A 12,792-nucleotide genomic window follows, 5' to 3' on the forward strand; every position below is an offset into this window, starting at 1 on the left:
GCATATGTTCGTTGCTCGTGTGAACGACCGCGTGGCAGCATGCGTGGGTGACGGAGAACGGGGACGACATACCGGAGCCTCGGCGGGTTGCGAGGCTGGCGGATCTGGCGAGCGGGTCGGCTCAGGTGGCGATGCCGGAACCGGAGGCGGCTTCGGTGACCGCCGCCGAGCAGACCGTGCCGGGGCCGGGACGTGGATCTGAGGCCGACGACGAAGTGACGACGGCACGCCGCCGGTTTGCGCGTTTGCTGGGGGAGTTCCGGCGTACCGCCGTCCTCGTGCCGTTCGACGCGCAGGACAGTCTCTGGACCGCCGACTTCAACGGGGTCCGGTGGATCTGCGCGTTCTCGGACGAGGAGGCGCTCGCGCGGTTCGCGGTCGCGCGGGGCGAGGCCGGCCGGGAGTGGTCGTACCGGACGATCCTGGGCGCGCGGCTGCTCGACGTGATGGTGCCGATGCTGCCCGGCCCTGCCGGGGTCGCGCTGGACGCGGGCAGTACGGACGGGGCGCTGTTTCCGCCGGTGGCGGGGATCGTCCCGGACGAGGTGGCGGTGGACCTCGGAGGGGCCGGGACCGGGGCCGAGGCCGGGACCGGAGCTGGGACAGGGACGGGGGCGGGGGCACGATGAGTGGGAACGAGCCTGATTTCGCGGCGCCGGCGGCGGCGCTCGCGGAGATAGCGAAGGGCATCGACCTGGCGCACGCCGAGCTGAAGGAGCTCGGCATGACCGGTGAGGCGTCGGCGGGGCGGGGGTTCTCCGATCTGACCCTGTCGGGCGTGGAGTTGGGGCACGGCGGATTGACGGCGGAGTTCGACACGTTCTGCTCCCGGTGGGAGTGGGGCGTCCGCGCGCTGGCGATGCGGGGGAACGGCTTCGCGCAGGCGGTCGGCCTGTCGGCGGGCTCGTTCGCGGAGCAGGAGCGGTACATCAAGGACGCGTTCAAGATCGGCGTGAACTCCCTCAACGGGAACCCGCACCTGTCCGAGGACGACGTCAAGAAGATGAGCTGGGAGACCATCCGCGACCAGCACACCTGGGACGACGCGGACTTCAGCCCGGAGTCGTTCACCGATGCCCACCAGGACGTGAAGCAGACCTGGCAGAACACCGGCTACGACGTCATGGACGCGAAGCTGGACTCGATGGAGCGGTCCGGACTGATCGACCCGGCGATGCGGGCCCGGATGGACGAACAGCTCAAGGACGGCCTCGACCCTGATCAGGCGACCGTCGACCAGGCCGAGCAGCCGCGGTGGGGGGAGAGCCGCTGATGGTGGACTGGGGTGGGCTGGCCGACAAGATCGGTGACGGTGTCGACAAGGGCATCGACAAGATCGGTGAGGGCGTCGACAAGGCCAAGGAGGGCCTCGGCGAAGGCATCGACTATGTGACCGACAAGACCGGCCAGGGCCTGGACAAGATCGGCGCGCACGACATCGCGGACGCCGTCGAGGACTGGGGCGACGAGACCGCCTCCTCCCTCGGCGCGCAGGTCGGGGAGCAGCAGCTCGGGCAGACCGAGGAGGCGAACGAGCTCATCCACGGCAAGCCGGAGAAGATCGCTGAAACGGTGAAGAACCTGCGGGACTTCCAGCGGGCGTTCGACCTGGTCGGCAGCGGGATGAAGCAGCTGGACTCCGGCCACTGGAAGGGCGAGGCCGCCGACGCGTTCCGGGAGAGGTTCCAGACCCTGCCGACGGACTGGCTGCGCGCGGCGGACGCGATGGAGAGCGCGGCCAAGGCCCTGGAGACGTACTCCCAGGCGGTGATGAGCGCGCAGGGCAAGGCGCGTGAGGCGATCGCCCTGTACAAGGAGGGCGACAGTGACTCCAAGGCGGCCGTCGACTCGTACAACAAGAAGGTCGACGCCTACAACGCGGCCCGCACCGGCGACAGTCCGCTGCCGGACCCGGGACCCTTCTCCGACCCTGGCAAGGCCAAGCGGCAGCGCGCCCAGGAGATCCTGAACGACGCGCGCAAGGCACGCAACGAGTCCGGGGACACCGCGAAGGCAGCCGTCAGCGCCGCCCTCGCCCACGCACCGCAGGAGCCGACGGGCCGCGAGCGGCTCAAGCTGGAGCTGATGGACCACGGCATGGCCCAGGGCTTCGAGCTGGCCCACTTCGGCGGGGGCATCGTCAAGGGCTCAGCCGGCCTGATCAACTTCGTCCGGTCGGTGAACCCGACGGACCCGTACAACCTCACGCACCCGGCGGAGTACTACAAGGGCGTCAACATGACGCTCGCCGGTCTGGTGTCCACGGCGGCGAACCCGGACAGGGCGCTGAAGAACGCCTGGGACGCGGCGAAGGGCGACCCGTCGGAGTTCCTGGGGAGGCTGGTGCCGGAGCTGATCGGGACGAAGGGCGCGGGGCTCGCGCGCACCGGCGCACGGGTCGGGCTGAACGGCACGAAGCACGTGCCCGACGGCACGAAGCCGGGCGGGACCCGCGGGGATCAGGAGAAGGATCCGGCCACCGCCTGCAAGAAGGAGAGCGAGACGGCGTGCAAGAAGGACCCCGTCGACATCGCCGCAGGCCGGGTGCTGCTGCCGCAGACCGACATATCCCTGCCGGGCTCGCTTCCCCTCGTCTTCCGGCGCACCTTCGACTCCTCGCGCCGCTCAGGGCGGTGGTTCGGCCCGACGTGGTCGAGCACGGTGGACCAGAGGCTGGAGATCGACTCGGAAGGTGTCGTCTTCAGCTGTGACGAGGGCAGTCTCCTCGCCTATCCCCATCCCGCGCCCGGCGTCCCGGTCATGCCCACCCATGGCCGCCGGTGGCCGCTCGACCGGGTCGAGGACGGCTACACCCTCACCGATCCCGACACCGGAACGGTCCGGCACTTCGTCGAGCACGCCGACGGCCTCGCGCTCCTGGCGCAGATCGACGACCGCAACGGCCGCTGGATCACCTTCGAACACGACGGGACGGGCGCCCCGACGGCGATCGTCCACCACGGCGGCTACCACCTGAAGCTCACCACGAGCGAAGGGCGAATAACCGCCCTCCATCTGGCGGAGGCGGCGGCGGACGGCTCCGACCAGGAGATCCTGCGCTACGGCTACACCGACGGGCACCTGACGAAGGTCACGAACTCGTCGGGGCGGCCCGTCCGGTTCGGTTGCGATGCGTTCGGTCGCATCACGTCGTGGACGGATACCAACGGCCACCGTTTCGACTACGTCTACGACGACCAGGACCGCTGCACCTACCAGTCGGGCACGAACGGCCACCTCGAAACGACCTTCACCTGGGACGACGTCGACCCGGCCACCGGCCTGCGCATGACCACCCTCACCGACGGCCTGGGGCACACCCAGCGGCACCTGATCAACGATCGCGCCCAGGTCGTCGCCGAGATCGACGCGCTGGGCGCGGTCACCCGCTACGAGTACGACCGTCACCACCGCCTGTTGTCCCACACCGACCCGCTGGGCCACGTCAGTCGTGTCACCTACGACGAACACGGCCGGCCGACCCGGGTAGACCGCTCGGACGGACGCCAGGCGCGGGCCGAGTACGACGAGAAGGGGTTCCCCGTACGCGTCATCGGTGCGGACGGCAACGCCGTGCGCCAGACCTTCGACGCGCGTGGCAACCGCACGACGGTCACCGAACCGACCGGTGCGACGACGCACTACGCATACGACGCGTCGGGGCACATGTCTTCTATAACCGACGCCCTGGGCAACAGCTGGACCGTACGGTGTGACAAGGCGGGGCTGGTCGTCTCCTTCACCGACCCCCTCGGCGCGACCACGCGGTACGTGCGCGACGCGTTCGGCCGTCCGGTGACCGTGGTGGACGAGCTCGGAGCGACCACCAGCTTCGAGTGGACGGTCGAAGGGAAACTCGCACGGCGCGTCGACGCCGACCGCAGCGAACAGCGCTGGACGTACGACGGTGAGGGCAACCGCGTCAGCCACACGGACGCCCTGGGCGGAGTCACCGCATACGAGTACGCGGACTTCGATCTACTGGCGCGCCGGACCGATCCGGACGGAGCACGGTACGCGTTCGACTACGACTCGAACCTGCGCCTGACCGCGGTCACCGATCCGCGGGGACTGACGTGGACCTACGCGTACGATCCCGTCGGCCGGGCCGTGAGCGAGACCGACTTCGACGGTCGGACGCTCAGATACACGTACGATCCGGACGGCCGACTCACGTCCCGGACCAACGGTCTGGCACAGACGATCCGGTACGAACACAACCCTCTGGGCCAGGTCGTGCTCAAGGACGTCGTCGGCACCGTCACCACGTTCGAGTACGACATCTTCGACGAGCTGGCACAGGCGACCGGCGCCGACACCACGCTCACACGGATGAGGGATCGTTACGGACGTCTCGAGTCGGAGACCGTGAACGGCCGCACGGTCACCTTCGAGCACGACGTCCTGGGCCGCCGAACCGGGAGGACGACCCCCACCGGGGCGGTCAGTACGTGGACGTACGATCCGGCGGGGCGCAGAACCTCCCTCACGACCTCGGGGCGCACCGTCACGTTCGCTTACGACGCCGCGGGTCAGGAACTGGCCCGTCACGTCGGAGGGAACATCGCCCTCAGGCACACCTTCGACGACATGGGGCGTTGCAAGGACCAACAGGTCGTGGGCGGCGGCCACACCCTGCTGCGGCGCGCCTACGACTATCGGGAGGACGGCAGCCTCGCCGGCATCGACGACCTGCTCACCGGTTCCCGTCGCTTCGACCTCGACCCGATCGGGCGAGTGACGACGGTCCGCGCGGAGAACTGGACCGAGGAATACGTCTACGACGCGGCGGGAAACCTGAGCACGGCCTCCTGGCCCGAGTCCCACCCCGGTCAGGAAGCCACCGGGGCTCGTAGCTACACCGGGACACGGATCTCCCGTGCCGGCAGCGTCCGTTACGAGTACGACGCACAGGGGCGGACCGTCCTTCGCCAGAAGACCCGACTGTCACGCAAAGCCGATACGTGGCAGTACGCATGGGATGCGGAGGACCGCCTCGTATCGGTGACCACCCCCGAAGGAGCCCTGTGGCGGTACCGCTACGACGCGCTGGGCCGCCGCATCGCGAAGCAGCGTCTCTCGGGCGACGGACGCACCGTGCTGGAGGAGATCACATTCACCTGGGACGGCGTCACGTTGTGCGAGGAGACCAGCCAGGGCACCGACTCTGCGCACGCCGTCATCCTCACCTGGGATCATGACGAGTTCCGGCCACTGGCCCAGACGGAGCGCATCGCACGGCGGGACGCTCCGCAGGAGACGGTCGACGAGCGGTTCTTCGCCATCGTCACCGACCTTGTGGGCAGCCCGACCGAACTCGTCGAAGAGTCCGGAGCTCTTGCGTGGCGCAGCCGCCGCACGCTGTGGGGCACCACGACATGGGCGTCGGACAGCACCGCTTACACCCCGCTGCGCTTCCCCGGGCAGTATTTCGATCCCGAAAGTCTGCTGCACTACAACTACTTCCGCTACTACGACCCTGACGTCTCGCACTATGTGAGTCCGGATCCGATCGGCTTGGAGGGCGGCCCGAATAACCGCTGGTACGGCCCCAATCCGTACACGTGGATGGACCCCCTCGGGCTGGCGCTCTGCCGGGCGAAACCGAGGCTGGAGGACGGCAATGCCAAGCAGGGGTGGCGGCACATCGATGAACGGCACATCAGCGGTACGGCCAAGGGCGGGCACGGAGATCTCATGCCTCCCACCACGACGCGCGCGCAGGTAGAGGCAGCGGCGGAGAAAATGGTGGAGAAGGGCAACCGCATCTCCGATCCGAACAACCAGTACCAGACCTTCGAAAAGCGCATGACGGTCAATGGCATGCGGGCCAATTACCGTCTGGTCGTGGACTCCACCGACGGAAATCGTGTCGTCACCTTCTTCCCCATAGGAAAGAGCTACAGACCGTGATCAGGATGACCTTCACCGTGCGCCCCGATCAGGGCGAGGCCAGCGACTTCGACCTCGGTGATATCACGTGCGTGGGTGAGAGCGGCTCGGTGAGTTCGGCGGGCCAGGTCCCCGACCAGGGGATGATGATCTACCTGTCGGTTCCCCTCCTCCTCGACTCGCTCCGGCCGCTCCTCACCGGGGAGAGGAAGGCGGTTTCGTTCGTGGGTACGGACACGTCGTTCCGGCTCGACTTCCGGCGTGATCGCAAGGGAGTCGTCTCGGTCTCGGCGAAGAGGACGGCGCTGGGGACATGCACGCGGGAAGAGCTCGCGGACGCGGTTCTCCGGGCTGCTCGGGAGCTGGAGGAAGAGGGCCTTTCGGAACTTCCCGCCGGGGGCGGCGCGAGAGGTGATTTCGACTCCTCGATGGAGAGGTTCCGCGCGTCGGTGACGTGAGACGCAGGGGGCCGACCCAGTCGGTGCGGCCGCCACGCGAAGGGCCCGGAATCCGAGTGGATTCCGGGCCCTTCGAGTGAGCGCGTGTGCTTAGCGGGCCGCGTCCGGGTGGACCGCTTCCGTCACCGGGCGGTCGTCCGCCTGCTTCTCCGTGACCTTCTTCTCCACCGGCTTGCGCAGCTGGAGGTTCAGCTCGCGCAGGCGGGACTCGTCGAGTTCCGTCGGGGCGCCCATCAGGAGGTCCTGGGCGTTGCCGTTCAGCGGGAAGGCGATGGTCTCGCGGATGTTGGGCTCGTCGGCGAGGAGCATCACGATGCGGTCGACGCCCGGGGCGATGCCGCCGTGCGGCGGGGCGCCGTACTCGAAGGCGCGGAGCATGCCCGCGAACTCGTGCTCGACGGTCTCCTTCGAGTAGCCCGCGATCTCGAAGGCCTTGAACATGATCTCGGGCTCGTGGTTCCGGATGGCGCCGGAGGAGAGCTCGATGCCGTTGCAGACGATGTCGTACTGCCAGCCGAGGACGTCCAGCGGGTCCTGGGTCTCCAGGGCCTCAAGGCCGCCCTGCGGCATGGAGAACGGGTTGTGCGAGAAGTCGATCTTGCCGGTCTCCTCGTCCTTCTCGTACATCGGGAAGTCCACGATCCACGCGAAGCGGAAGACGTTCTCCTCGAACTGGCCGGCGCGCTTGGCAGCCTCGACGCGGACCGGGCCCATGATCTTCGAGACCTCGTCGAAGTCGCCGGCGCCGAAGAAGATCGCGTGGCCGGGCTCCAGACCGAGGCGCTCGGTCAGGACCTTGACGTTCTCCTCGGTGAGGAACTTGGCGATCGGGCCGGTCAGGGCGTTGCCCTCGCCGACGCGGACCCAGGCCAGGCCCTTCGCGCCGAGGGAGACCGCGAAGTCGCCGAGCTGGTCGAAGAACTTGCGCGGCTGGTCGCCCGTGTTCGGGACGGCGAGCGCGCGGACGTGCTTGCCGGCGAAGGCCTTGAACTCCGAGGCCTCGAAGACGTCGGAGATGTCGACGAGTTCGAGGGACGTGCGCAGGTCCGGCTTGTCGTTGCCGTACTTCAGCATCGACTCGCGGAACGGGATCCGCGGGAACGGGGAGGTGACGTGGCGCCCGCCGCCGAACTCCTCGAAGAGCTCCGTCATGAGCTTCTCGATCGGCTGGAAGACGTCCTCCTGCTCGACGAAGCTCATCTCGACGTCGAGCTGGTAGAACTCGCCCGGCGAGCGGTCCGCGCGGGCGTCCTCGTCGCGGAAGCAGGGCGCGATCTGGAAGTACCGGTCGAAGCCGGAGATCATCAGCAGCTGCTTGAACTGCTGCGGCGCCTGCGGCAGCGCGTAGAACTTGCCCGGGTTGAGACGGGACGGGACGACGAAGTCGCGGGCGCCCTCGGGGGAGGTCGCGGCGAGGATCGGGGTCGCCATCTCGTTGAAGCCGAGGGCCACCATCTTGGAGCGGATGGAGGCGATGACGGCGGACCGCAGCATGATGTTGCGGTGCATGCGCTCGCGGCGCAGGTCGAGGAAGCGGTACTCCAGGCGCCGCTCCTCGTTGACGCCGTCGTCGGCGTTGATGGTGAAGGGGATCTGCTTCGCGGCGCCCAGGACCTCGACCTCGGCGGCCTCGATCTCGATCTCGCCGGTGGCGAGCTCCGGGTTGACGTTCTCCGCGCCGCGGGAGACGACCTTGCCGTCCACGCGGACGACGGTCTCCTTCGTCAGCTTGTCGAGGACCTCCGCCGCGGCGGTGCCGGGGCGGGCGACGAGCTGCGTGATGCCGTAGTGGTCGCGCAGATCGATGAAGAGGATGCCGCCCAGGTCGCGCCGATTGTGCAGCCAGCCGCTCAGCCGGACGTCGGTGCCGACGTCAGAGGCGCGGAGCTCGCCGCAGGTGTGGGACCTGTACCGATGCATCGTCGTTCATCCAGTCTTCGGGATTCGTGGGTCGTGGGCCGCCGCCCTGCGCCCCTGTCACGGATGTCACAGGACACGCGGGCAGACCCACCCAGAGTACCGGCCGGGCCGACATCGCTTTTCGAATAGTCTCGGTGGCGACCTGCTGTCCGATATTCATAAAGTAGGGCAATGCGCACCGAGGACGTCCTGGCCGCGATCGCGACAGGCCTGTGGCGCTGGGACAACGCGTCCGGGATCGTCTCGCTCGATGCCGAGGCCTCCCGGCTGCTCGGGCTGCCCGCCGAGCCCCTGTGCCTCAGTGAGGCGGCCGTACGCTCCCGGTTTCACCCGGTCGACTGGAACGAGATCGACGGGGTCGTCAACCTCGCCGTCGCCGAGGGCACCCTCGCCGAGGCCCGGCTGCGGATCATGGACGAGCACGGCCGGGTGATCCGTACGGTACGGAGCAGGTCGAAGCCGTTCGTCCGGGGGAAGGACTACCACCTGGTCGGCACCCTCCAGGAGGTCGCCGAGCAGCTGCCGGGCACCGCCGCCCGCACCCCCGTCACCGGCGACTGGCGCCGCTCCCGCGAGGCGTTCCTGCTCGACGCGGGGCGGGCGCTCGCGGAGGCGCGGTCGACGGCCGAGGTGCTGCGGGTGGCCGCCTCGCTCTCGATGCCGGGGTTCTCGCCGGACGGGCTCGCCGTCTTCGGCGTGGCGGGCGACCGGCTGACGATCATCGGCCACCACGGGCACAGCGACGGCGACGAGGGCCCGTTCTCGTCGATGTCGCTCGACACCGACTATCCGGCGGCGGAGGTCGTACGGACCGGCCGGGCGATCTATCTGCCCTCGCCCGACGAGTACCTGCGCCGCTACCCCATGACCTGGCCGCTCGCGCAGCGCTTCGGCCGCCGCTCCTGGGCCTTCGTGCCGCTGGTCGTCGCCGGGCGCACGATGGGGGCCTGGATGGCGGCCTTCAAGCACCCGGTGGTGTTCACGCCCGACGAGCGGTCCGTTCTCACCACGGTGGCGCGGATGCTCGCGCAGGCCCTCGCACGCGCGGGCGTGGCCGAGTCCGAGCGGGAGCTGTCGCTCGGACTCCAGCGCACGATGATGCCGGTCCTCGGGCCGGGGATCCCCGGCATCCAGGTCGCGGCCCGGTACGTGCCGACCGGCGGCGGGCTCCAGGTCGGCGGCGACTGGTACGACATGATCCGGCTCCCCGGCGGCACCTCCCGCACCGGTGGGCGCGGCCCCGGGCGGATCGCCCTCGTCATCGGTGACGTCCAGGGCCACGACGTGCGGGCGGCGGGCCTGATGGGGCAGCTGCGGATCGCCCTGCGCGCGTACGCCTCCGAGGGCCACCGGCCGGACGCGGTCCTCTCCCGCGCCTCGCGCTTCCTGTACGGGATCACCGACGGCGACGACGGGGAGCAGGCGGGTGGCCCGCGCTTCGCGACCTGTCTGTACCTGGAGGTCGACCTGGAGTCCGGGACGGTCGACATCGCGCGGGCGGGACACCCGGACCCGGCGGTACGGATGAACGACGGAACGGTTCTGCTCAGGCCCACGGCCGGCGGGCTCCCGCTCGGCATCGACCCCGACACCGACTACCCCACCACCCGGCTCACCCTGGAGCCCGGCGAGACCCTGATGATCTGCACCGACGGCCTCCTGGAGACCGGCGGACACGACCTGGACTCCGGCTGGGAGCGGGTCAGGAAGCTGCTGGAGTCCCACGACGGCGAGGACCTGGAACAGCTCGCCGACACCCTCGTGGAGGCCGTCCACGGCCCCGGCTCCCATCACACGACCGGGCCGCTCGCCGACCGCCGCGAAGACGACATCGCGGTCCTGCTGCTCTCCCGCCGCCCGGCCGACGGGCGGCCGCAGGCCCCGCGCCGCACCCTCATGACGATCGCGCAGGCGGAACCGGAGCGGATCGCGGAGGCGCGGGAGCAGATACGGCAGCTGCTGCACGACTGGGCCGACGGGGACCAGCTCGACTCGGCGGTCCTGATGGTCTCCGAGATGGTCACCAACGTCCTCGTCCACACGGACGGCGACGCGCTCCTGGTCGCCGAGGTCGCGTGCGCGGAGAGGTCCCGGCGGCTGCGCGTCGAGGTCTCCGACACCAGCGACGAACTGCCGCACAAGCGCCACCCGGGCGAGATGGCGTCGAGCGGCCGCGGCCTGGTCCTGATGGAGATGCTGGCGGACGCGTGGGGCGTCGACCCGCGCGGCGAGGGCAAGGCGATCTGGTTCGAGCTGAACGAGTCGGCCACGGGGGAGGGGTGCTGCGCGTAGCGCTCACGGCGAGCGCCGGGTGCTGTGCGCGGCCGTGTCGCGGGTAGGGCGAACGGCCAGCGCCGGGTGCTGTGCGCGGCCCTGCTGCGCGTAGCGCTACGGCGAGCGCCGGGTGCTGTGCGCGGCCGTGTCGGGGGTAGGGCGAACGGCCAGCGCCGGGTGCTGTGCGCGGCCCTGCTGCGGGTAGGGCGAACGGCGAGCGCCGGGTGCTGTGCGCGGCGCGGACGGGCCGGAAAGGCCTGGTCCTCACGCGTCGCCGTCCCCTCGTCCCGCCGCGCGCCGCCCCCGCCCGCGGCGCAGACTGGTGTCGTACGGCCGCCGGGGGGACCACGGAGCTTGCCATGGACATCCACAAGGTCGGAAGCGACACCACCGTCCTGGCCGACAGCCTCGAAGTGCCCGGGATCGGGCACATCCCCGCCAACGCCTTCGTCCTCACCGCCGCCGAACCCGTCGTCGTCGACACGGGCCTCTCGGTGGCCGACCGGAACTTCGTCAACACGCTCGGCTCGGTCGTCGACCCCGCCGACGTCCTCTGGATCTGGCTCACCCACCCCGACCGCGACCACACGGGCGGCATCTTCGACCTGCTGGTGGCCGCGCCCCGGGCGAAGGTCGTCACGACGTTCATCGGCGCCGGGATCATGACCACCGAGCGTCCGCTGCCGACGGACCGCGTGTTCTTCCTCAACCCCGGCCAGTCCCTCGACGTCGGCGACCGCATGCTCCGCGCGTTCAGGCCGCCGCTCTTCGACAACCCGGCCACGGTCGGCTTCTACGACGAGAAGACCCGGATCTGCTTCAGTTCCGACTGCTTCGGCGGGCCGATGCCGACGCAGGAGCTCGCGGAGAGCGGTCACGCGAACGACCTCAAGCCCGAGGAACTGCGCCAGGCGCAGCTGCTGTGGGCGTCCGTGGACAGCCCGTGGGTGCACATCGTGGACCCGGCCAAGTACCGGGCGACGATCGACCCGATCCGGGACATGGCGCCGGAGATCGTGCTGTCCACGCATCTGCCGCCGGCCGTACGGATGACGGCGTCGATGCTCGACACGATCACGACGGCACCGGACGTGGACCCGTTCGTCGGTCCCGACCAGGCGGCCCTGGAGCAGATGCTGGCGAGCTTCGAGCCGGGCGGCCAGCCGGCGGCGACCTGATCGACAAGGCCCCCTAGGGGGTGTCTGCCCCGTACCGCGTCCGCAGTTCGCCGAGGACGCCCGTCGCCGCGGCCGTCAGCGGTACGGCGAGCAGCATGCCCAGGATGCCCGCGACGGACGCCCCGGCCGTGATCGCCAGCATCACCGCGGCCGGGTGCATCTGCACGGTCCGGCTCTGCACCATCGGCTGGAGCACGTTCCCCTCGATGACCTGCACGGCGAGGACGATCCCGAGGACCCACAGGGCGATGACGAAGCCCCGGTCGGCGAGGGCGACGAGGACGGCGACGGCGCCGGAGAGGAAGGCGCCGAGGTACGGGATGTAGGCCGTGACGAAGACGAGCGCGGCCAGGCCCACCGCGCCGGGCACGTCGAGGACGAGGAGGCCGACGCCGATGAGGACGGCGTCGACGAGGGCGACGAGGGTCGTCCCGCGCATGAAGCCCTCGACGGCCTCGTACGCCCGGCGGGCCATGGCCTCGACGGTGTCGCCCGTGCCGGCCGGGACGAGGGAGCGCAGGGCGCCGGCGGCGCGGTCGGAGTCGCGCAGGAAGAAGAAGATGAGGAGGAGGGCGAGGACGGCGGTGGCGAGCACCTCGCCGACGACGCTGATGCCGCTGATGACCCCGGAGGCGGCGGTCCCGCCGAACTTCTCCAGGAGGGTTCTGGCGTTCTTGGCGAGGTCGTCGAGGGAGGTCCCGGCAGCGCCGAGGTGCCGGGCGATGTCGGTGGCGGCCTGTCGCAGCGAGGCGACGATCTGGTCGCCGGTCTCGACGAGGGCGGCGACGACGATGTACGTGGCGCCGCCGACGACCGTGAGGACGGCGACGACGGTCAGCCCTGCGGAGAGCGACTTCTGGACCTTCATCCGCAGCAGGCGCCGGTGGAGGGGCCTGAGGAGGGCGGTGCCGAGGATCGCGAGCAGGACGGGGGTGACGGCCGTCTTGAAGACGACGCACAGCCAGACGAAGACGGCGGCGACCCCGGCGACCAGCAGCAGGACGGCGCACCAGGCGGCGACGCGGCGGGCGGGTTCGGGGAGGAGCGCGGGCGTCGTCTGCACCCGTCCA

8 protein-coding genes are annotated in these 12,792 nt (G+C 70.1%); 6 read left to right on the top strand and 2 right to left on the bottom strand.

Annotated elements, in window-relative coordinates:
• Window positions 1–131 precede the first annotated feature (131 nt).
• Genes AMK29_RS11610 through AMK29_RS11625 form a run of 4 tightly spaced genes read left to right on the top strand, consistent with a single transcriptional unit; the run spans window position 132 to window position 6,350 of the window.
• Window positions 132–629 carry an SseB family protein gene (locus tag AMK29_RS11610; RefSeq protein WP_443334063.1) on the top strand — a complete coding sequence of 166 codons (498 nt, stop codon included), beginning with the start codon at window positions 132–134 and terminating at the stop codon, window positions 627–629.
• On the top strand, window positions 626–1,273 hold the full coding sequence (locus AMK29_RS11615; RefSeq protein ID WP_073811432.1) for a hypothetical protein: 648 nt from the start codon (window positions 626–628) through the stop codon (window positions 1,271–1,273). Before AMK29_RS11610 ends, AMK29_RS11615 begins: the two co-directional genes overlap by 4 nt.
• Window positions 1,273–5,913 carry a putative T7SS-secreted protein gene (locus AMK29_RS11620; RefSeq protein ID WP_073811434.1) on the top strand — a complete coding sequence of 1,547 codons (4,641 nt, stop codon included), beginning with the start codon at window positions 1,273–1,275 and terminating at the stop codon, window positions 5,911–5,913. The genes AMK29_RS11615 and AMK29_RS11620 overlap by 1 nt, the downstream gene beginning before the upstream one ends.
• Window positions 5,914–5,918: 5 nt before the next feature.
• Window positions 5,919–6,350 (top strand): hypothetical protein, encoded by a 432-nt coding sequence (locus AMK29_RS11625; RefSeq protein ID WP_143202890.1) that lies wholly within the window; start codon window positions 5,919–5,921, stop codon window positions 6,348–6,350.
• A gap of 90 nt (window positions 6,351–6,440) precedes the next feature.
• Here the strand turns inward: AMK29_RS11625 and aspS are convergent, their stop codons facing one another.
• Window positions 6,441–8,270: an aspartate--tRNA ligase gene (aspS, locus tag AMK29_RS11630; protein ID WP_073811439.1), complete on the bottom strand. Its 1,830-nt coding sequence runs from the start codon at window positions 8,268–8,270 to the stop codon at window positions 6,441–6,443.
• A 171-nt stretch (window positions 8,271–8,441) separates the two neighbouring features.
• Between aspS and AMK29_RS11635 the strand changes: the two genes are divergently transcribed.
• Both AMK29_RS11635 and AMK29_RS11640 read left to right on the top strand, forming a co-directional pair.
• A complete protein-coding gene (locus AMK29_RS11635; RefSeq protein ID WP_073811441.1) occupies window positions 8,442–10,562 on the top strand; it encodes a SpoIIE family protein phosphatase in 2,121 nt (706 codons plus the stop codon).
• A 341-nt stretch (window positions 10,563–10,903) separates the two neighbouring features.
• Entirely contained in the window at window positions 10,904–11,722 is an 819-nt protein-coding gene (locus AMK29_RS11640) for an MBL fold metallo-hydrolase (RefSeq protein ID WP_073811443.1), read from the top strand.
• Between the two features lie 13 nt (window positions 11,723–11,735).
• On the opposite strand, the gene AMK29_RS11645 is transcribed toward AMK29_RS11640, so the two are convergent.
• A complete protein-coding gene (locus AMK29_RS11645; RefSeq protein ID WP_073811446.1) occupies window positions 11,736–12,785 on the bottom strand; it encodes an AI-2E family transporter in 1,050 nt (349 codons plus the stop codon).
• Between the last annotated feature and the right edge of the window lie 7 nt (window positions 12,786–12,792).

The organism is Streptomyces sp. CB02261 (assembly GCF_001905665.1).
Lineage (GTDB): Bacteria > Actinomycetota > Actinomycetes > Streptomycetales > Streptomycetaceae > Streptomyces.